General features: G+C 55.4%; 30 protein-coding genes. 22 read left to right on the top strand and 8 right to left on the bottom strand.

Annotated elements, in window-relative coordinates; genetic code table 11:
• Window positions 1-45 precede the first annotated feature (45 nt).
• The 4 genes from K8374_RS25250 (at window position 46) to K8374_RS25265 (ending at window position 1,455) form a co-directional block, all read left to right on the top strand.
• Window positions 46-351: a hypothetical protein gene (locus K8374_RS25250; RefSeq protein WP_224459399.1), complete on the top strand. Its 306-nt coding sequence runs from the start codon at window positions 46-48 to the stop codon at window positions 349-351.
• Between the two features lie 384 nt (window positions 352-735).
• Window positions 736-957 (top strand): hypothetical protein, encoded by a 222-nt coding sequence (locus tag K8374_RS25255; protein ID WP_023383669.1) that lies wholly within the window; start codon window positions 736-738, stop codon window positions 955-957.
• A 9-nt stretch (window positions 958-966) separates the two neighbouring features.
• Window positions 967-1,212 carry a hypothetical protein gene (locus K8374_RS25260; RefSeq protein WP_023383670.1) on the top strand — a complete coding sequence of 82 codons (246 nt, stop codon included), beginning with the start codon at window positions 967-969 and terminating at the stop codon, window positions 1,210-1,212.
• 15 nt (window positions 1,213-1,227) lie between these two features.
• A complete protein-coding gene (locus tag K8374_RS25265; RefSeq protein ID WP_023383671.1) occupies window positions 1,228-1,455 on the top strand; it encodes a hypothetical protein in 228 nt (75 codons plus the stop codon).
• Window positions 1,456-1,941: 486 nt separating this feature from the next.
• Here K8374_RS25265 and K8374_RS25270 read toward each other — a convergent pair whose 3' ends face one another.
• Entirely contained in the window at window positions 1,942-2,364 is a 423-nt protein-coding gene (locus K8374_RS25270) for a hypothetical protein (RefSeq protein ID WP_224459400.1), read from the bottom strand.
• 697 nt (window positions 2,365-3,061) lie between these two features.
• Here K8374_RS25270 and K8374_RS25275 point away from each other — a divergent pair.
• The 3 genes from K8374_RS25275 to K8374_RS25285 all read left to right on the top strand — a co-directional run bounded on the left by K8374_RS25275 (window position 3,062) and on the right by K8374_RS25285 (window position 4,679).
• A complete protein-coding gene (locus tag K8374_RS25275) occupies window positions 3,062-3,469 on the top strand; it encodes a glyoxalase superfamily protein (RefSeq protein WP_023383673.1) in 408 nt (135 codons plus the stop codon).
• A gap of 78 nt (window positions 3,470-3,547) precedes the next feature.
• Complete coding sequence (locus K8374_RS25280; protein ID WP_224459401.1) at window positions 3,548-4,216, top strand: hypothetical protein; 669 nt, start codon at window positions 3,548-3,550, stop codon at window positions 4,214-4,216.
• 253 nt (window positions 4,217-4,469) lie between these two features.
• Window positions 4,470-4,679: a hypothetical protein gene (locus K8374_RS25285; protein WP_023383675.1), complete on the top strand. Its 210-nt coding sequence runs from the start codon at window positions 4,470-4,472 to the stop codon at window positions 4,677-4,679.
• Between the two features lie 267 nt (window positions 4,680-4,946).
• Here the strand turns inward: K8374_RS25285 and K8374_RS25290 are convergent, their stop codons facing one another.
• The 3 genes from K8374_RS25290 to K8374_RS25300 form a co-directional block, all read right to left on the bottom strand.
• Entirely contained in the window at window positions 4,947-5,195 is a 249-nt protein-coding gene (locus K8374_RS25290) for a hypothetical protein (protein WP_023383676.1), read from the bottom strand.
• 327 nt (window positions 5,196-5,522) lie between these two features.
• Entirely contained in the window at window positions 5,523-5,939 is a 417-nt protein-coding gene (locus tag K8374_RS25295; protein WP_054895174.1) for a hypothetical protein, read from the bottom strand.
• A 222-nt stretch (window positions 5,940-6,161) separates the two neighbouring features.
• Window positions 6,162-6,491: a DUF6388 family protein gene (locus K8374_RS25300; protein ID WP_023383678.1), complete on the bottom strand. Its 330-nt coding sequence runs from the start codon at window positions 6,489-6,491 to the stop codon at window positions 6,162-6,164.
• A 125-nt stretch (window positions 6,492-6,616) separates the two neighbouring features.
• On the opposite strand from K8374_RS25300, the gene K8374_RS25305 reads away from it, so the two are divergent.
• The 14 genes from K8374_RS25305 (at window position 6,617) to K8374_RS25370 (ending at window position 14,783) form a co-directional block, all read left to right on the top strand.
• A complete protein-coding gene (locus K8374_RS25305; RefSeq protein ID WP_023383679.1) occupies window positions 6,617-6,874 on the top strand; it encodes a hypothetical protein in 258 nt (85 codons plus the stop codon).
• 267 nt (window positions 6,875-7,141) lie between these two features.
• Window positions 7,142-7,366: a hypothetical protein gene (locus K8374_RS25310; RefSeq protein WP_135002593.1), complete on the top strand. Its 225-nt coding sequence runs from the start codon at window positions 7,142-7,144 to the stop codon at window positions 7,364-7,366.
• Window positions 7,367-7,441: 75 nt separating this feature from the next.
• Window positions 7,442-7,846 (top strand): hypothetical protein, encoded by a 405-nt coding sequence (locus K8374_RS25315; protein ID WP_023383680.1) that lies wholly within the window; start codon window positions 7,442-7,444, stop codon window positions 7,844-7,846.
• Between the two features lie 430 nt (window positions 7,847-8,276).
• The gene (locus K8374_RS25320) at window positions 8,277-8,624 is read left to right on the top strand and encodes a hypothetical protein (RefSeq protein WP_135002592.1); all 348 of its coding nucleotides are present in this window, start codon (window positions 8,277-8,279) and stop codon (window positions 8,622-8,624) included.
• A 64-nt stretch (window positions 8,625-8,688) separates the two neighbouring features.
• On the top strand, window positions 8,689-8,868 hold the full coding sequence (locus K8374_RS25325) for a hypothetical protein (RefSeq protein ID WP_122227898.1): 180 nt from the start codon (window positions 8,689-8,691) through the stop codon (window positions 8,866-8,868).
• Window positions 8,869-9,277: 409 nt separating this feature from the next.
• The gene (locus tag K8374_RS25330; protein ID WP_023383682.1) at window positions 9,278-9,745 is read left to right on the top strand and encodes a hypothetical protein; all 468 of its coding nucleotides are present in this window, start codon (window positions 9,278-9,280) and stop codon (window positions 9,743-9,745) included.
• 494 nt (window positions 9,746-10,239) lie between these two features.
• Entirely contained in the window at window positions 10,240-10,596 is a 357-nt protein-coding gene (locus tag K8374_RS25335; protein WP_139139836.1) for a hypothetical protein, read from the top strand.
• A 373-nt stretch (window positions 10,597-10,969) separates the two neighbouring features.
• Window positions 10,970-11,554, top strand: coding sequence for a hypothetical protein (locus K8374_RS25340; RefSeq protein WP_023383684.1), 585 nt, complete (start codon window positions 10,970-10,972; stop codon window positions 11,552-11,554).
• Between the two features lie 352 nt (window positions 11,555-11,906).
• A complete protein-coding gene (locus K8374_RS25345) occupies window positions 11,907-12,209 on the top strand; it encodes a hypothetical protein (protein ID WP_023383686.1) in 303 nt (100 codons plus the stop codon).
• 224 nt (window positions 12,210-12,433) lie between these two features.
• Window positions 12,434-12,709: a hypothetical protein gene (locus tag K8374_RS25350; RefSeq protein ID WP_041925829.1), complete on the top strand. Its 276-nt coding sequence runs from the start codon at window positions 12,434-12,436 to the stop codon at window positions 12,707-12,709.
• Window positions 12,710-13,101: 392 nt separating this feature from the next.
• The gene (locus tag K8374_RS25355) at window positions 13,102-13,401 is read left to right on the top strand and encodes a hypothetical protein (RefSeq protein ID WP_023383689.1); all 300 of its coding nucleotides are present in this window, start codon (window positions 13,102-13,104) and stop codon (window positions 13,399-13,401) included.
• A 20-nt stretch (window positions 13,402-13,421) separates the two neighbouring features.
• Entirely contained in the window at window positions 13,422-13,949 is a 528-nt protein-coding gene (locus tag K8374_RS25360) for a hypothetical protein (protein ID WP_023383690.1), read from the top strand.
• 94 nt (window positions 13,950-14,043) lie between these two features.
• Window positions 14,044-14,334: a hypothetical protein gene (locus K8374_RS25365; protein WP_041925792.1), complete on the top strand. Its 291-nt coding sequence runs from the start codon at window positions 14,044-14,046 to the stop codon at window positions 14,332-14,334.
• A 266-nt stretch (window positions 14,335-14,600) separates the two neighbouring features.
• Window positions 14,601-14,783: a hypothetical protein gene (locus tag K8374_RS25370; RefSeq protein WP_135002422.1), complete on the top strand. Its 183-nt coding sequence runs from the start codon at window positions 14,601-14,603 to the stop codon at window positions 14,781-14,783.
• A gap of 56 nt (window positions 14,784-14,839) precedes the next feature.
• On the opposite strand, the gene K8374_RS25375 is transcribed toward K8374_RS25370, so the two are convergent.
• From K8374_RS25375 to K8374_RS25390, 4 genes are all read right to left on the bottom strand, one after another.
• Window positions 14,840-15,133, bottom strand: a complete 294-nt coding sequence (locus K8374_RS25375) for a hypothetical protein (protein ID WP_023383692.1) — start codon at window positions 15,131-15,133, stop codon at window positions 14,840-14,842.
• Window positions 15,134-15,334: 201 nt separating this feature from the next.
• Window positions 15,335-15,517, bottom strand: coding sequence for a hypothetical protein (locus K8374_RS25380; RefSeq protein WP_023383693.1), 183 nt, complete (start codon window positions 15,515-15,517; stop codon window positions 15,335-15,337).
• Entirely contained in the window at window positions 15,510-15,884 is a 375-nt protein-coding gene (locus K8374_RS25385) for a hypothetical protein (protein WP_023383694.1), read from the bottom strand. Before K8374_RS25385 ends, K8374_RS25380 begins: the two co-directional genes overlap by 8 nt.
• A gap of 157 nt (window positions 15,885-16,041) precedes the next feature.
• On the bottom strand, window positions 16,042-16,692 hold the full coding sequence (locus K8374_RS25390) for a hypothetical protein (protein WP_023383695.1): 651 nt from the start codon (window positions 16,690-16,692) through the stop codon (window positions 16,042-16,044).
• Window positions 16,693-16,845: 153 nt separating this feature from the next.
• Between K8374_RS25390 and K8374_RS25395 the strand changes: the two genes are divergently transcribed.
• On the top strand, window positions 16,846-17,118 hold the full coding sequence (locus tag K8374_RS25395; RefSeq protein WP_023383696.1) for a hypothetical protein: 273 nt from the start codon (window positions 16,846-16,848) through the stop codon (window positions 17,116-17,118).
• Window positions 17,119-17,149 lie beyond the last annotated feature (31 nt).

Below are 17,149 nucleotides of genomic sequence, written 5' to 3' on the forward strand. Positions count from 1 at the left end.
ACTGATCACCCTGTGTTCTCCTGCTCAAAAATTGAGCAGAAGCAGTTGAACACCTGGGTCAGTTTTCAGTCGGCAGAACAGCCTCTACTGGGTCAGTTTTCGGTCAGCGGCAACAAACTGTCGGCTAAGTGTGCAGGGCTGATGGTTGCCCTACTCCTTTTTGGTGCCATACCCGCATTGTGTGCTTTGTACGCAACAGCGCCCGGTATGCATCTCGCTGATGGCAGCTATCCACTGATGGCAAAAATGGCTCTATTTACTGCCAACGCTTCCTTGCTGCTCATTGGTTTGGGGGTAATCGCCGCCGGAATCGCCGCAATAGTCATCTTCCCGCAATCTGAGCGGGAATGATGGCTGCGCCCGTTCTCGCCAAGCCCAGCCATCGAGCTGGGCAGGCAGCAGCGGCAGTAGAGAAATGTCCTTTACGCTCCCCGGTTCCAGCAGGAGGAATGAATGAACCGACAATCTGATGCAGCCCCCACCTTTAAAGAGCAGGTCAAAGCGCACTTTGTGGTCGCTCCAGTTTTCACGACGGTTAGCTGTATCTCTTCACTGGTTATGGCTGGAGGCGCACTGATTGACCCCTTTGGCCTAGCAACAAGGGTTGGAATGGGCGTGACCCTAATTTGTGCAATGGTCATGCTATGCCTACGCCCCTCAATTGAGGCTCAGATGCATAAACTAGCCGTCCAGCGTACTGAGCAAAGTCACACGCACTAACCACGGAAAACGACGATGAAGGCTGCGGAATCGGCATGGCAAAAACAGGTTAGCGGCGCGCTCGTAGTGTTGCAGCGACAGCGATTGGAGCTGGAGCATAAATTAGGCTTTTGGAGTTTGCCCTCCTACGCCTGGATACGGCGCATTCTAGGCAAGCCACCTATTTCCAAGGAAGTCACGCCGCAGATCGAGAAGATTGAGCACCGCATGTGGGTAATTTCATCCCGTTACAGGTAGGAAAACCACATGGATAAGGTTAATCGCGCTACACGGCGTACCGATTTGACCCTGGTGTTGAGCGGCTTAGGCTGCCTGGCGATCAGCCTGGCAGTAGCTTTTTGGATCTGGAACCATCCCTACGCCGGGCCAGATCTGCGCAGCGAGTTCAGCATGTTCATGGCGCCGGTTTTCATGCTGGGTTTGTCATTGAGTTTGTGGGGTAGTTGCTCGTTGAGTGCATCGAGAAAGCAGCACAGACAATCAATCAACTGATACCGGAAAACGACGATGGCCACGCACTTTGATCCATGCCCTGACGACGATGAAGCCGAGCAGGCGCCATGCGGCACTTGGCTCGGGGATGCCAGTAACGGTGCCAGCAACTGGGAGCACGTCGATTGTGGTTTGTGCCTGAGAATGAAAGCCAAGATCAGCGCCGCGCATGAAGCAAGCGAAGCCGCCATCGTCGAGCAGATGGGCGATATGGCGTCGTACATGCGCGCCTCAGCGACGTAGGAAAGCAAACGCCATGGCGAGGATAGAGCCAGAGCTTCGCAGTTGCCCATGGTGTAAGTCTGCGGCTGTGCTTGAGCAAGATTGCGATGGCTCATGGCATGTCTGCTGTTCGTTCAAGAGGTGTGCTGTGAAACCGATTACCCACGGTTACACGTACAGGCATGAAGCGATCATGGTGTGGAATTGCTGCGGTCAGCCTGACCTGATGCCTCAACCAATTTGTTAAAGGAGAACATCATGAAGCAAGCAGTCACGATCATAGACGTTGGCCCGGCCCACCAAGGCCTCCAGAGCATCATCGTCGAGAACTAGAAGAAGCGTCGGGTGTTCGGTTCTTGCCTCGCCAAGCTCTCAAGCGAGCCTGTCGCTCCGCGAGTGGAGTTATGTGGCTCTTTGGTGATTCGGCTCAGATCGCCCAAAAATGGACAAACGACGTTCAATCACCAGCTCACCAGGTTGAGCGACCCGAACAGGGTCAGACGCAACCTAAACCCGTCCAGTAGTCACGGAAAACAGCATGCAAATCAAAGTGAGAGAGGGATACGTGTTCCCGCTGAATCGACCGCAACAGGTCTGGTGGGGAGATAGCCCGGAGTGATGCAGGTTGCTCTTTATGCGGGTCAGGAAATGATGGCCATCACCGATGATGCAGGGGCTTTCGAGTTGGATTACTTGGGCCACATTGGCAGTGGATTTGCCAGCATCGAGGACGCAAAAGCAGCCGCGCCGGAGTTCGCTCGCGCCGTGCTGGAGCGCCTGCGCAATCTCATTCAGGACGTGTAGGAAAACGAAGTGGCCGCGTGTTGATTCGCTGCGCTGAGTGATCAACTGCAAGCCGATCGCTTGCGCGTTAAGGCGTGTCATGTTGCGGCGCTGGAGGAAGTGACGAAAGCGGGTAAACAGGGGCATGGTCAGCTCCATCTGGAAGGTGGACAAATAGTCAGCGGCGGCGAATGGTGCCGCTTCGGCAGAGGGGCCCCTGAGCATCAATCGATCATCGCACACAAGGTCCCGCTGGACGTCCTGCTGAGTGTTCGGCCACGATCCATTCCCAGTAGCGGCGGAAGGACTTGTCCAAACCCGATTCAGGTATCAGGGGTTGCCAACGTAGCAACGACGCGCACTGTGGCTCAAAACCGTCCCAAGCCCAATGCCTGTGATAGAGGGGTAAGCTGCAGCCCGTAGGTGCACCATAGCTGCCACAGGGCAGCCTGGACGAATCCTGGGCGGGTCGAGCCCTTCGCGGCCGCCAGGTCATCAATGTAGAGGCGATCGAGCAGCGGGATGACGCCATAGCTGATTTCGCCTTTCGGCTGCGCACTGTCAACAGTTGCACACCGATCGCATAATGATTCAGCAGGGGTGCTTGGCGACGATGCTGCCGCGACTGCGAGTGCTGTGGAGCTGGAGGGCTATGGCTAGGTTTCCTGAGTGTTGTGCTTGATTGTCGCGGTGGTCTGCAATAGCCTTTGGGGCAGGGCTATTTGCTGCCTGCCCCCTCCGCCTCAATGGCATGGTGAGCAAGGTTTAACTCGAATGGTGATTCTCACCGGCAGGTCCAACGGAGGGACGACGCGCACCGCGGCCGGAACAGCGAGAAACCATCATGTCTACGATTGAAACTTTCAAAATGCAGGCCAAGCGGCTGTGCGGTCACCTCTCCCGCCAGAACATGCCTATCACGCATAGCCAAAGCCTGGAGGCTGTAACGGCCATGCATGGCCATCGCGATTGGAACACTGCGCTAGCTGCGATGAGTCGGGCACCTGTGATTTCAACACCCTTGCTGCTGGAAGTGACCCGAGACAGTTCGCCCGAGTATCTGAATACCTCTTTACAAGCGCTATTGCGCCTGGCACCGGTTGCAATCCGCTTTCAAATGGCGCCGGACCTCCGCGTCGAATTGGCGCGCGAGGCACACATTATGGTCGATCAGGTCGAGCGGGCAGGTATCACTGCGCTTCGAAGTAGCGGAGCAGTAGGTGCTGTTGATGATAACAGCATAGGCAAATAAGTTTGGTTGTAGAAAAAGGGCGTTATTTAAACGCCCTTGAAGGACTCTGAGAATCGTAATCCAAACAGGAAGCGCGGAATGCAACGTTTTGAGCAGCAGCTAGACGCCCTCAATATGCGTGAGGTGTGGGAGCGATTGCCGATAAGCCTTCGCTCGATTCCAAAACTGATACATGACTCAACCGGCATCGAGCTTGAAGTAATGCATAAAGCTGACTGCCTTGATCCACTGGTTAACATCGATATGGCAACAGCGGCGTTTGAAATCGATGGTCATCAGCAGAGAGTTATGCTTTGGTGTGACCCATTGACCGCTACGGAATCCGTTATCGGGCATGAACTTCTTCACCTTCGACGTGACATCTGCGAAGGCCAGATAAAACTCATGCCCACTAGATTCTGTGATCCCGCAATGTCCAATATGGCCTATCAGCTGGAAAATGAGATGGAGCACATCTTCATTATCCCGGAAGAGATCAGCCTTTTTTCTGATGCAGAGGATCGTTGGGCAAAAGATTACGCGGATGTGATCAACCGAATTATGAATCGTGAGAAGCCAGACAAGACTGAAATGGTTTTGGCGTGGATGCAAATCAGAAATTCTCTGCCAAACCACACTGACCTGGCGAAGAAATTCGGCCCTCACATCTATGCCCAAGGAGAAATGTGGGCGCAAGAGAGCCAAAGTTTTAATGACGTGGCAAAAGAAGCGAAGGACCAAAATAATAAAAGAAGGCTCCTCAGCTGAATGATGGAGGCCATTCACACATGGCATCCTGATCATAGAGATACTGTGGGATACGGAAGCTGGCAGATAACGGGTGCCGGCCTGAACTTTGAGCCGATGGGTGTTGGCTTATTACCCGACTAGACGCGTAAGCTTAAGACCCACGGATTTTGTCTGCCCGAGCTGGGGCGTACAAGAAAATCTAAGATTAATGAGGACAGTAAGCTTTGTCAGTGACTACACTGGGCCATCATCTACGCGAGGAGCAGCACCGATGGCGATTGAAGACGTAACAGAGCTGACGCAAGTGAATGGCCAGACCCAAGCTCAACGACTGCTGGATGAAGGGTGGTGTATCTTGGCAGTGTGCGTGATCCAGGATGGCAGCAGCCAATATGCCGAGTATCACTTGGGACGTGCCAAACCATTGGATACGGCAGTGGGCCCTGGTGTGCTGATCGGTAAGACGCAGCTCAAGGGCTGATCTGCTACGGTTGCAAAATGACTACACGAAGCCCCGGCCTGGTCGGGGCTTATCCATTTTAAGCTCCGAACAGACCAACCGATCAGGGAGTCAAATTGGACTGTGACCAGCCTGCTAGAAGGGAGTGTTGCCTTGTCCAATTCACAGCCCCGTCAGTTTCGAGGCTCAGAAAGTCTCGCGGCCGAACAGCGCTCTCGCGATGCTGTGCGCCCATTTTTGTAGGCTTGCGGCTTCAACGTTATAGAGGATCGCCGGATCCCCACTTGTTCAGCATCCCAGCAAATTGTCGATTTCCACACGCCCGATGGCCAGCATGTCAAAGCCCGGGTGCGCCTGTGCTGGCGCCGGGATGGTCGTAACCTGAGTGAGCAAAAGTACTCTGCTGCTCAGTTGACCGCTCACCTCCGACCCGGTTGCTGGGACGCCATCCTTGAGCATGTGGTGGGAGGAGATCTCGCCCAGGGCGTCAGCCACGCCATGCTGTTCCAGCGCCATTGCCGATCGTCGTGACGCCATTCTAGGACCTCCTAAACAAAGAAGGTCCGATCATGAACGCAGCACCAGAAGCAATTTATCGGCAGGTGGACGAAGACCAGGTCACGTTCTGGGTCGCAGTCGACGGGCGAGGTTATCGAGCGTGGGGCACCTTTAGGGGGCGGGACATCAACGCCCGGGGAGGATCTCGATCGGCCGCAGTAGGCGAGTGGCTTCGAAAGGCGAATTACGCAGCCAACGAGTGATGTCTCGGCAGAGGAGCGTAAGGGAGGATCCTCGACCGCTCCTCTGCCCCTGCGTGCGCCTGTAGTGCAGGGCAGCATGGAAGCAGAGTGTGTGCAGACCAGGTTAATCGAAGGTGGGCAGCCCCGCGTACTCGATGAACCGTTCAAGCACCGCTCGTTCGTCCGATGATGTGGCCGTTCCCCCATGGCTGGCTTTACCGCGGAGATCTATTTCCCAGGTGGAGTCTTCTGGGCCGATATACACCGCCGGGCGGCCATCTGGAAACTGGTCTGCCGTCAGGTCAACAATCACCGAATCCACAACGAGCCACATATGTGACTTGCCATTCCGGTTGGCGTTTACAGTGTCGGCCTTCGGGCCGCCTGGAATGCTGTTGAGATAATCGCCTAGGAGTTCCGAGGTCACTGCGCAGCATGCGCTAGGGAAATCCATCATGTGCTGCGGAAGAATGCCCAGGGCTTTCTGTTTGTCGAGCGATGCACGGAAGTCATGCGCGATCTTGTGTAGCACAATCACCATACTGCGAACCATCAACGTGAGTGGGGCGGGGGAACGCCTTTGGGGCGCCCACAAAAAAGCCCCGGGAGTTCCGAGGCTTTTGACTTTCTTAGCCGTAACGCTAAGGAAGGAGCAGCAGGGCGAGATCACGAAGCGGCTGTTACGAGCAGCAGCATGAGGTCACCGCGCATCGAGGGCTAACTTACAGTACCGGCAGGACGGTTTCAACCAATACCGAATCGACTATTCGCAGAGTTGATTCATGGCTCTGTACTCCGACCAGTCGATACCAAGCGCGTCAGCCATTTGCCGATGGCGCTGGATCCGCCACTCCTGGGCTTGCTGTGGGGATTCGGCGACTAACTGAATGACGAACTCATCCAGCTCAATGCCCCGCCTCTCGGCTGCTTCAGCGAACACCCGCACCCGCTGAACTTGGCGGTACTCCTCAACCGTCATTCCGCAGGCCTCGATCACCCCAGCGCTAACCGCTTCAATTTTTTTCATTGCCTGAGGGTTTTCAGCGAAGTACTTGTTGCGAGCTGCGTCGTACCGGTTTTCGAAGGTCAGCATGCCTCACTCCCTGTTATGTGAATTCAACGCTGCGAGGCAGGGGATGCCCCAGATGCGCCAGTGCAGCGTAAGTTTACCGTGGAATGCCGTCACAGATGATGGCCCTGGGCGAGCCGATGTAGCTGATGACTGCGGAGCCAGCGCCGGGTCCAGCAGTTGAAAGGGTAATACAGCAGATCAGCCAGGCGGCCATCGCCATTGCTCACACCTACTTGGCCGGTGTCCTGGAGCGGGCTCGGGCAGCGACGAGCATCGACGATGCAAAACACGAGTCGAGCGTGGCCATCGGCTATGCCATGCTCATGGCTGACCTAGGGATGCTGACCGAAGACGAGTACATGGGCAAGCGTAGCGAGGCGCTGCAAGCCGTGGAGCGGCAATAGTGTCGGCAACCCAGGTAACCGCCGGTACAGCCGGGCGGCCTAGGAAACGTGTTGACGGCACGCACCTAACTTCTCCGGCCGTGGTTCGGGCGACGACGACGAGCCTGCTACAGAAGCAAGGCTTTTGGAGGCAAATATTGTCGTATAGGCAAATAATCATTGTTAGAGATTGTCCTATAGGATAATCTTTATTCATCGGGCAAGAGTCCCCTGTTGCCATGACTCTCATTACCGATACAGCAGGCGTACACTGCTACGTGGACGTCGATGACCTACCCATCGAAAAGCGCTTTCAGAGCGCGTAATTTCAAAAAGGAAGAGACCAAAATGTCGGAGCATACACTTTATTTACTGGGCTTCCTGGGCCTGGCCCTCGCTTATTTGGCGGCGTTTTTCTGTGTGCCGGCTGGTGTTCGGCGGGTCATGAAGTACATTGCCGCCTGCCTGTTTGTGGTTGGGGCCACCTTCACTGTCTACGGACTTCAACCCTGACCCAGTAGCTGACTTTTTCACGTGCTGAGTGGCAGTACCTGTTGCTTCTGCCTCTAGCCAACGGAGAATCACTTTTTGAAAAGCTTCACGATCTCGATCGCCTGGCTGATGCTGGTGCTCTGGTGTGCGATTCGAGTAGGTTTCGCTCTGCAAACCATTGAGCCGGCAGTTGCTCTCATCACCGACCCGTCAATTTGCCAAGCCGCGGGTGCTCCCGTCGTTAATGGCCTCTGCCGGGCTGAAGGGCGGATTGAGGGTGGGCTCGACGATCAATGGCATCTGCACACTGCAAGCACACCGGCCGAGGGTGTAACGCTACCAAAATCCGTCAGCCTGTTGTATCAGGTCGACTCATACCAGTTCCGCGGTGGTGCAGTAGCCGGCTATGGGCTGGCCATCCTGGCCTTTATCCTGGCGGCCCTGCCAGCTGTAGCCAACGCGTTGAGCATTTCTCGCAAAGCGCGCATTTCAGCTTGTTGATGAAATTTCGTCGGGCGTAGCGCAACATCAAGCGCACTCACAGACTGGGGCTGCAACGCTCTTTGAGCCTGCAGGATAAGCATTGATTGCTATGGAAATGGTACATGAGTAACCACCCAACGCCGCCTCGCCGGCGAACGACACAGCATGAGCTTCTGCTGTGCTTTGCATTAGTCATGCTCGGTTGGCAGGGATACTTGTTCCACTTGCAAGCTGACACAATTGATTCGTTCCGCGGTTACGAGTGGCCTTCGCTATGGCCGGGCGGAGTGGCTGCAATTGCTCTGATCTTGCTGGTGCGCTCGATTAGGCAGTATCAGGCGGCAGTGCGATCTGCTAAATGGATTCGCCGCGATGGTAGCCGTCTTCCGTAATCTGCTGGAAGTTACTCCCCGGCCGGCACATGAGCGGTTTTTTTGAGGGAAGCACCATGACTGAGCGATATGGGACTGATCAACTGGTTGGTGGGGGTTCGCTCGGAGCAGGTGACTCAACGAATGTTAAAGTCCGAATGAAGCCAGCTGCTCGCCATGAGTGGATCATTCAATGGATCCGTGAAAACGGGGACGCTGATGTCCTCAACAGCGAATTCGTCGACGCATATGTCTTCACCACTGGCGCGACATCCGTCGCCCTGGGACTAGGTGCTGATCGCTGCCGGCAATTGGGTCGTGATCTATCCACATTGCATGACGCTCAGCGCCTTACGCGTTGTCGTATCGGCCTGAAAGAACACTATATGGGCATGCCCAATTGGGTTTATGCCTATAGCCTTTAGGTCTTCTCTCACAGAGCCCATTTTTCCTTCGGCGCATGACACACAGATCATTGAGGATCTTCACATGCAAATCAAAACGGCCACCACCTATCGCTTCGTGAAGAGTGGAAACCTTGTTCGAACGATTGAGGCGACATCCTACGGAGGCCGAGGAAATTGGGTTGTAGCCCGGCTCGACACGGGAAAAGAGATGGTTGTCGCCGGCAAGGCGTTGACTGATCAAAATCACCCTGACTGGTCGTGAGAAATCCGTCTCGGCCAGTTACACTTCATGCTGCAGCTAGGCCAGGTCTGAGGAGAGGCGTGAGCTTCGCGCCCACAACGTGAGGTAGGTATGAGCGAGAGCGAGAATTACAGTCAGCTAGACCAGGATCTGGAGGCTTTCGGCGAAAGATGGTCTATCGAGTACTCGATCATCTGCTGCCAGGGTTGCCACTCCAGCCAAGCTGTTGATCAGGCGGCCGAATCGTTCACACATGAGGAAGGGTGCTCGAACGAAATCGAAAGCGCGCAGCATCCATGGCACGAGCTCAAAGCTTTGCTTCGTGACCTGCCTCGCCTTGGCTAGTAAAGCGGGTGGTCAATTTCTTCTCCTACCCTGGCCTCAAACTGGGTAGTTGGAATCTTGGTTAGTTTTGGTGTGCAAGCATTTTATGAAAGCAATTATCTTCGCAGCTTTGGCTACATTCTCGATTAATGCTGCAGCTGCAGAGTCAGTCAATATCAGCACCGAGCTCTATCGCAATGGAGAGCTTGTTTCCCAGCCTCATGTTGTTGCTGTCAGCGGCTCCCAGCGTCCCTACAAAAACGTTGAGTACAGGAAGTTCAGGGAATTAGTTGGTAATAAAGTTCGGCTCGGACGTCTAGAGCTAGGCACAACAGCCTACTTTACGCCAGTTATCACTATCGATGGAGACATCCGTCTCACCATGGACGTCAACTATGTACGCCTGAATGAAATGAAGGCCGACAAATTCGGTAGTCTCGCCGTCGACTTCCCTCAGACTGATGGCTTCGTGTATAAAGGAACCGATATTATTCCCAATGGTGGTAAGCGCGAATATAAATCTTACGATAATGGGGAAGAGTACATTTACGTCGTTTCGGCCACAAGGCAATAAGTGCATGCATTTCCGGCTCTTACGCTGAGTATACTTAGCCAACTGGCGCCGGGGCTCTTGCGCCAGCGTCAGTGCATCCGCCTGGCGCTGCTGGCAGTATGCGACCTCCCTCCTGCAAGCACTCCCCTCCCCACGATATTGATCTGAAAACCCTTCGTCAGTATTGTGCGTACGTGTTAAGAATCAATTAGTGCGCATGGATCTTTATCCGCTATCTAAGCCCTCAGCCCCAAGGCTGAGTTGGGTTCGAAAATCAAATTCATGAGGGGAACGTCCACGTGCGATCAGCAACAGAGAAGGAATGCCCGGGATGCAAGACGCGACAGAAGTTCTATGCGGGCAATGTCTGTCACCAGTGTGAGATCAAGCTTCGAGATTACCCATCGCTGAAAGCCACTGTGGACCAAGCCTCAGGCGGCTCGGCGGTACGCCTGCATTTCGGGGCCCGATTGGCGTTGCCAATGGGGTGCTACAAACTGCCTGGTAGCGAGCGTATGGCTGAAGCCTTGTCTGAACTTGTGCGAGCATCGTTCCCCACCGAAGAAGTCAGTCCTGGAGAAGTGACTGATCCTTGGGTACAAAGAGGTGCGGGCCGGATGTACAGCGGTGATGGCTTCTTCGAGGTGCGTCACCGTGACACCCAGCTTTGCGACTTCATCTCAACCGTCCCCCGTGAATTTCAAGAGGCCCTTCGCAAGTTCCTCTTCGCCACCGATGCAGTGTTACGCGAGAGCAACGCGGAGGGGAGGGTGCAGGGGCAGAACCTGCTGTTCCAATTGAACGATGGCAGCTTGTCCCTGGACGACTTCAACGTTCGGCTAACGCAGGCTCAGAATGGCAATAAGCGATAACCCTGGCCCCCGCAGCACAGCATTAGAAGCTGGCAGTGCGGCGGGGAAGAGGGCCGAGGAGTTGCCCAGGAAATTACCCGTAAGCTGGCCGCTGACGTCGGTGCCGGCGCCAATGAGGAAGCCATCATGACTGACGCACCTGTACTCGCCGTGCGCCGATGTGCGCCGAACCCCATAGAACCAGAGCACTCGCTTTGTGGCGACGCGCCAGAGGCGGTCGAGCTCGGCATGGCGCCGGAGCCGTTCGAGCCAGCCGGCAAGCGATCGATTACCTGCCGGCGCTGCTGTGAGGCAATACGCGAAGTGAAGGCGATACGCAATCGTCTGGAGCCACAGAGCGCATGGCTGGGCGATCGGAACCATTACCAAACCCATGAGCATACGCAGAGCTTTCGGCGACATAGTCGATCTGAGTAGTGTTGAGAGTGGGGGCTGCCTTGCCCGTATCGTCTCCGGGCCTGCTGATTGCAATGTCTGCACCGGATTTGTGGTGGGCGTCTTTGACGACCCAAATTGCGTTGAATGGAAGGTCTTGGAGGCCTTGGATGTGCACTTGAGCCCTACCGATAAGGAATTCCACCTCGTTTCCGAGTGTGTGATGCGCGATGCTGATCATTTCACGCCCCTGAACCCTGTGACCTCCTCTGGTCAGTGCCCGGCCTGTGCAGGGACAGCCGTGGTTAACGAATGGCAAGAGCTGTTATCAGGCACGCTGAAGGCATACAAAAATCTAGTGTGCGGCTGTGGCCACTGGCACGGGGACACCGGAAATCTTGGCGAGTACCAATACCTGGAAGACATTGATGACTGGATTGCTTGGCACCAGATTCACATCGAGCAGGAACTCGCCGAGTTGGAGTGGTTGACCCCCGAGGACTTCCTGGGCTTCGTGTTGGGTCTTCAAAAAGTACATTCCTCCTGTAATGTTGATGGAATATCGAGGGACACACCATCATGACCACTCCACCGGTGATACAGGCGCAACTGCAAGCGGCATTCCGCGCTTTGCGGCCTGGGCAGCTCTCACAAGGCCGCTTCGCTATCATGGCTCACGTCCTCGGTGAAAATGGGAAACCTGCGTGTGGAATGGCTCTGGATCTGGTGAATGCAGAACCCGCCGATCGTATCCAGGTAGCGGTGCGTTGCCGGCGGCCAGGTTGCTCCAGGCGCTGGCCAGATACTGATCCTCTCGATGAGCACTTCTTCTGCAAAGACCATTCTTGGCTCAACGATCTCAAATCAAGCGTCTGATCGGCAGACCCCGGCCGCCACCAATAGAGGCCGCTAACGCATCTTGGGAGAATAACTGCATGTCGATGGAGTTTCGAAACCTGGCGGGAAACACTGTGATGATTGATCTAGGTGCTGAAGGTCAACTAGCCTTTGCATTGCCTGACCCTGCCGCCGAGCCAGGCCTTGGCCAAGTTGAAGAAGTACGCCTTCTGCGGAAGCAGATCGAGGCGCTTGTTCGCAGCAGCGGGGATCCGGCTGAAGCAGCATTGAGCATATGCGTCTTGCTCGATGAGCACCTGGGATTAGCTGAGGAAGGGTTCTTTGACGATGACGATGCGGTCCAGGATGCGATCCTGGCTGCCCGGGCGGCAGATGAGTGAGGAGCTAATACTCCGTGGTGCCGCTGGTGCCGCTGGTCCGTTTCTAACCCTAACCAAGCATCTCACCCCGCACCTCGATGATCGCGCCGCCCAGGGGCGACGATCAGTTCAACCAGCCCTCCAACTCTGAACTCCCCATTCTGCGCGCTATCGCTGCAGATCGGGGGATTGGCTTGAGCTCAAAGCCATCGCATACTGTTCGCATATACAGTATAGGGGGCAGTATGTTTTGGGATGACGAGCCGTTGCCAGAGGTGCCCGCCGACATTCTCGCCCAGGCCGCGAAAGGCGCCGACTCGGGGGATATCGGCGACCGCGAGCGTTCAGCTTTGCAGCGGGTGATCGCTATCAACCAGCGGCTATACCGCAGGGCCTGGGAACTGGAACGCAAGGTAGAAGAACTGGAGTCCCATGGGCAATCCATGCGGCAGCAGATTGTAGGCCTGGTCCAACTTACGCGACGACTGGGATACGAACCGTCTACGAAACAGCCCCGCTGATCGGGGCCCCGCCGGCCGCCTAAGCCCTAAAGCACGTTGAATAATGTTCATGTCTTGGTATTATGCATACGTGTTATGTATTGTCCTGTGGCTGCGCTTCAGGCTTTCGAGATCCAAATAGGTGCTCACGAGCATGGAAGGAACCCTTCAACAAGTTACCCCGTGTCGAAAGTGCAACAGCCTAAGCGGCTGGTACGAGAAGAGAATTTGCAAGTACACGCAGATCTTCGAGGCCAACGGGGACGCCTTCGACGCCAGCAATATGGTGCGAGTTCGAGGCGGCGCTCGCCGCTTCTGTGTGCAGTGCCACCGCGACATAACCGATCAGATACAGGTGGTCGTCGCGTAACAACTCAGTCCAAAATCCTTTCAAAAACCAGAGAGAGACACGAATGAACAAGTCACAGGCACTGCCGCGAGAAACCTACATGGATCGCAACGGGCCTTGGATCCGCCCATTCTTCGCGGCGATCCTGATTCTGTTGGGGCCTGCGCTGATGCAGATCATGAATGCTACCCCGGCCTGGCTGCCAGCCTGGGCGTCGACGTTGGGTGGGGCAATCGGCTTCGTCTTTGCCGGCTTCTATGCGGTCAAGACAAACACCATTTCCGCATTGGTAGTTCGAGTTCTGGCGAATGCGCTGTGGCTGATGCTGATCGCTTACCTGGTTGTCAAAACCATGGCCCATTGAAAGAGCGGGGATCAACGTCCATGCGGGATCCGCTGAAACTGCTCCTTTTCTTCCCGGTCATCCCGATGGTTTGGGGCGGCCTGCAGTTGCACCTGCAATACCTAGGGTGGATTCCCCAACAAAGCCTGAAGTCGATCGTATGGATTATCGCCTTGAGCCTGGTGATGGCTCTCCTAGTTGCTTGGGTGCTCAAGAAGTCATCCTCCCAGGAGCGACTCACGCTTGAGATGAAGCTGAACAGTGTTGTCACTGGCGGAGGAGAGTCCTTCACCGGAGCGTTCTCATCGGATACCCGGTTCTTGGCTGATTTGGAGGAGTTCCAGAATGTCCTCCACGCTGTTGCGTGGCGTGATTCTCGAAACAATGGCTGCTTCAGGGCCTGGCGCGAACGGGCAACGGTCAAGATCTGGCCGGGGCCATTGGGGATCACTGAAATTGAGCTTGAGGTGGTTACCAGGGCCCTAGCTGCAGAATTCACCTCCCTGGAAGTTAAGGTGATGGGAGCGGCCTGTGAGGTCCCATCGCCAGCATTGTCGGTCCAGTCATGAGCTCAGTACACGAATTTTGGTGTCCCAAGTAGGCACATGTGCCTACAATGCAAAAGTAGGCACATGTGCCTATTTTCAGATGTTTGGAGGATTGATGAACGACGAACAGCGGGAAGCCAACCGGCAAGCGTTTCTGGCGCTGCTGAAACAATTTAACGTGAAGCAAGGTGAGAGTGCGGTGCTCATCAATGCCGTCACCCGGCGGCCATGCTCAATTCGAACTGTTCGCTCTTGGCTCAACGATCCGACAAAAAAATCATCCCGGCCTTGTCCATCCTGGGCGGTAAAAGCCTTGCAAGATGGGATTGTGTACATGCAGCAATTGATGGAGCGTCGAGAGCAGCAGCAAGCCGCGAAGCTGACAGCTGGAGACACCCCTAGGTAGGCACATGTGCCTATCTTCGTTATGCAACAGCTCGAACAAACCAATTAAGCCGGGCCTGCTGCCGGGCTGATACCGTATAAAACCATGTGATTTCGTGCACCTGAAATGAGGTTGTCGATATGCCTGCATGCCTGATTGACCCCGCTGACCTGGAGCGGCTCGCCAGCTCGGATACAGGGAGCCTGCAGGTCACCTTGTACCGGAGTGGCCAGGGTCTAGTCCCGTTGGAGGTTTGTGAAGACCAGGACCTAGCACGGGACGAGAAAATGACTGAACTGCGCTCCCTCATCGAGCATATGAAGACTATGAGAGATGAGTATTCCATCGCGTACAACGAAGGACTCATTGATGGTCGGCTCAAAGAACTGAGAGCGCTTGGGATTTTGAGCGAAGAGGACGTCTCTACTATCGAAGGGGAAGTAGCGGCGTGTGTGGCCCGTCTTTACTGAGCCAGCGCCAGCCCGCACAAATGAACTTTTAGGTTCAGCCGGCTGCGCATAGCACGTTAGTCAGGCAGCAGAAAACTCGTGTCGATTGCATTGTGAGGAATATCCACGCCCCACCATTCAAGCGAGCGGTCGCGGAAGGTCAGCCAGTCAGCCTGTGTTGGGCTTCCATGCGTACACATTCGGCACTCAGGTAAGCCAGACATCTGTTCGGTAACGGTATTGTGAAGATCAATTCCCCGAGGACTGAATCGGCCGACCGTTGAGCCGTCACTGCTGTGTATCCAGATTGTCTGGCGATTGGCGGCGATCTGAAGCTCGTAAAACAGCTCCTGGTCGGTTTGTTGAGTCATACCTGTACCTTGAAGTTTGCGTGTACACGGTGATGTACACCTACGTGGCTATCGTGGCAACCCTTCGAAGGAGCCACTATGACCTGGTCGGTGAATCAGATGCCTCGCGGCTTCACTCTACTTGACCGGAAGCGCAACGAAAAACGCCCCCAGCAAGCCGGGGGCGATGGTGTGCATGCTCAAGCCGCAGTTTGCTGTGGCTCAGTCATACGGGGTTGCGGCCGTGGGAGGCAAGCCACGCTCTGCGCGGAATTCTTGGGCCATCTTTGCACGACGCATATCGGAGAGGATGTCGAACTCGCGCTCGTATTCAGGATTGACGCTGCCCGTGACTGCGTAGGCGGCTCGGACCTTCTGGGATTGCACTTCGATGGCGTTACTCATCAGAGCCAGACTCCGCTTGGAGGTCGTTCGGGTGCAAGCCGTAGAGCCTGGCTATGGGGTCCCGTAGTGCACTGCGCAGCGCAGCCAATTCACCTTGCAAGTGCGTGATCTTGGCCATCTGTTCCGTTTCACCTGTATCAGCCATACGATCAGCCACCGCAGACATGTCGCTACTCACGTACGACAAGCCTCCGAAGCCGCTGACGCTGTAGCCGATGAGCTGAGCAAAATGAGCACGGTCCTCATCGCTGACATTTAGCTGGGCAATAGCGTTCATGTCGATGCCGCCTTGTTCCAGCAAGTGCACCACAATTGCATTCGCCTTGAATCGAAGCGAGCCGTTGTCGTCTTTGATGATTGGTTGCATAGGGTGAGTCATGGGGTGTCCTTGTGTGATTTCGAACTGGAGGGTTCTCGTTACACGGTGGGATGTCTTACATCGGGGCATAACGTTCAGTGGGAACAAAAAACCCCAGGCAAGCCCGGGGTGTGGTGGAGCGTTCGCCTAAGTGAGCCTGGAGACGCTATTTATCATCCGCGGCCTGGTCGCGAGGGCGAAGCAGCCGCACTGCATAGGTGCCGCTTACTACGTGGTCAACTTGGGCTGAAAAACGGCTGGTGCCCGCTTCAATTGCCTCAGTCGAGCAGTCTGGGGTGAAGCGCGCAGTCGTTGTGCTCAGCACATTGTTACCCTCGCTGTAGTATTCAGCGATCAGTCGCCTGGCACCGTCATCCCCGGCTTGCAGGTATGCGATTGCCTCTTTGATGCCGACCGCTGTTTGGTACTGCTTTCTGGCCACACCAGAGGTGCAGTTGAAACTCAGGTCGTCGACGATCAGCCAACCCTGAGACCCCAACCGATCAGCTATGAGCGTTTTCAGCGCATCGGCGTCATCTGCAGTGGTAACAGGTGAAGTTGTAGTCGGCTCACCTGGTAGGTGTTTTGCGTCGATCCGGTGAGCCAGATCCTCGGTCACAATGAAATGCGTGGAGCCAAAGGTTCGGACGACTCCACGCCCTTCGATTGGGGACTCCAAGCGATCGAGGAGGGGTCTGGTGTCGCGAATCTCCACTCCCTCACCGGTCTTGGAGATGCGCACGATGCACGCCATCTTGACGATGGTCCGTGCAAGCTCCGGGGTCAGGCAGGTCGCTACTTTCACGAGTGTTGTCATGGTTTCTCTCCTGGGGAATTGAACATCGTGCTCAGGGATGAGTTACATGGCGGAACAAGGATGCTGGCGCTCGCCGGCACATCCGTTACACGCGTGCGTGAGCCATATCCATGGGCAAGTTCAACCAGATTTCCCTTCTGAGGAGTGCCACCCATGAGCAGCAACAAAACCGTCCCTGTCGCCGAGTACCGCCGTGCCTACGACCGTCTCCACCGCAAGGTCAATGACTACCATGCCTGCTGCAGTGCCGATGAAGTTTCCCATTGGAAAGAGATGACCCAACGGGTTTTGACTGAGGTCTCGAACATTTCGTGCTCGCGTGCGAAACCTGATGATGTCGAAAACATGGCCAAAGCGCGTGCGAGGGTCGAGGGCTACCTGGCCGCAGCCGACGAGCGAATCGAGGCCTACAAACGCGCTGCGTGACGTTTTGAATGCGAGCAAAAAAGTGATTATT

It is taken from the genome of Pseudomonas sp. p1(2021b) (genome assembly GCF_020151015.1).
Classification (GTDB): Bacteria; Pseudomonadota; Gammaproteobacteria; order Pseudomonadales; family Pseudomonadaceae; genus Aquipseudomonas; species Aquipseudomonas putida_K.

Coding starts and splice junctions, on each gene's coding strand:
- K8374_RS25255 (WP_023383669.1), top strand. CDS start 736: ATGAAGGCTGCGGAATCGGCATGGCAAAAACAGGTTAGCGGCGCGCTC.
- K8374_RS25260 (WP_023383670.1), top strand. CDS start 967: ATGGATAAGGTTAATCGCGCTACACGGCGTACCGATTTGACCCTGGTG.
- K8374_RS25265 (WP_023383671.1), top strand. CDS start 1,228: ATGGCCACGCACTTTGATCCATGCCCTGACGACGATGAAGCCGAGCAG.
- K8374_RS25270 (WP_224459400.1), bottom strand. CDS start 2,364: ATGCCCCTGTTTACCCGCTTTCGTCACTTCCTCCAGCGCCGCAACATG.
- K8374_RS25275 (WP_023383673.1), top strand. CDS start 3,062: ATGTCTACGATTGAAACTTTCAAAATGCAGGCCAAGCGGCTGTGCGGT.
- K8374_RS25280 (WP_224459401.1), top strand. CDS start 3,548: ATGCAACGTTTTGAGCAGCAGCTAGACGCCCTCAATATGCGTGAGGTG.
- K8374_RS25285 (WP_023383675.1), top strand. CDS start 4,470: ATGGCGATTGAAGACGTAACAGAGCTGACGCAAGTGAATGGCCAGACC.
- K8374_RS25290 (WP_023383676.1), bottom strand. CDS start 5,195: ATGGCGTCACGACGATCGGCAATGGCGCTGGAACAGCATGGCGTGGCT.
- K8374_RS25295 (WP_054895174.1), bottom strand. CDS start 5,939: ATGGTGATTGTGCTACACAAGATCGCGCATGACTTCCGTGCATCGCTC.
- K8374_RS25300 (WP_023383678.1), bottom strand. CDS start 6,491: ATGCTGACCTTCGAAAACCGGTACGACGCAGCTCGCAACAAGTACTTC.
- K8374_RS25305 (WP_023383679.1), top strand. CDS start 6,617: ATGACTGCGGAGCCAGCGCCGGGTCCAGCAGTTGAAAGGGTAATACAG.
- K8374_RS25310 (WP_135002593.1), top strand. CDS start 7,142: ATGACCTACCCATCGAAAAGCGCTTTCAGAGCGCGTAATTTCAAAAAG.
- K8374_RS25320 (WP_135002592.1), top strand. CDS start 8,277: ATGACTGAGCGATATGGGACTGATCAACTGGTTGGTGGGGGTTCGCTC.
- K8374_RS25325 (WP_122227898.1), top strand. CDS start 8,689: ATGCAAATCAAAACGGCCACCACCTATCGCTTCGTGAAGAGTGGAAAC.
- K8374_RS25330 (WP_023383682.1), top strand. CDS start 9,278: ATGAAAGCAATTATCTTCGCAGCTTTGGCTACATTCTCGATTAATGCT.
- K8374_RS25335 (WP_139139836.1), top strand. CDS start 10,240: ATGGCTGAAGCCTTGTCTGAACTTGTGCGAGCATCGTTCCCCACCGAA.
- K8374_RS25340 (WP_023383684.1), top strand. CDS start 10,970: ATGAGCATACGCAGAGCTTTCGGCGACATAGTCGATCTGAGTAGTGTT.
- K8374_RS25345 (WP_023383686.1), top strand. CDS start 11,907: ATGTCGATGGAGTTTCGAAACCTGGCGGGAAACACTGTGATGATTGAT.
- K8374_RS25350 (WP_041925829.1), top strand. CDS start 12,434: ATGTTTTGGGATGACGAGCCGTTGCCAGAGGTGCCCGCCGACATTCTC.
- K8374_RS25355 (WP_023383689.1), top strand. CDS start 13,102: ATGAACAAGTCACAGGCACTGCCGCGAGAAACCTACATGGATCGCAAC.
- K8374_RS25360 (WP_023383690.1), top strand. CDS start 13,422: ATGCGGGATCCGCTGAAACTGCTCCTTTTCTTCCCGGTCATCCCGATG.
- K8374_RS25365 (WP_041925792.1), top strand. CDS start 14,044: ATGAACGACGAACAGCGGGAAGCCAACCGGCAAGCGTTTCTGGCGCTG.
- K8374_RS25370 (WP_135002422.1), top strand. CDS start 14,601: ATGACTGAACTGCGCTCCCTCATCGAGCATATGAAGACTATGAGAGAT.
- K8374_RS25375 (WP_023383692.1), bottom strand. CDS start 15,133: ATGACTCAACAAACCGACCAGGAGCTGTTTTACGAGCTTCAGATCGCC.
- K8374_RS25380 (WP_023383693.1), bottom strand. CDS start 15,517: ATGAGTAACGCCATCGAAGTGCAATCCCAGAAGGTCCGAGCCGCCTAC.
- K8374_RS25385 (WP_023383694.1), bottom strand. CDS start 15,884: ATGCAACCAATCATCAAAGACGACAACGGCTCGCTTCGATTCAAGGCG.
- K8374_RS25390 (WP_023383695.1), bottom strand. CDS start 16,692: ATGACAACACTCGTGAAAGTAGCGACCTGCCTGACCCCGGAGCTTGCA.
- K8374_RS25395 (WP_023383696.1), top strand. CDS start 16,846: ATGAGCAGCAACAAAACCGTCCCTGTCGCCGAGTACCGCCGTGCCTAC.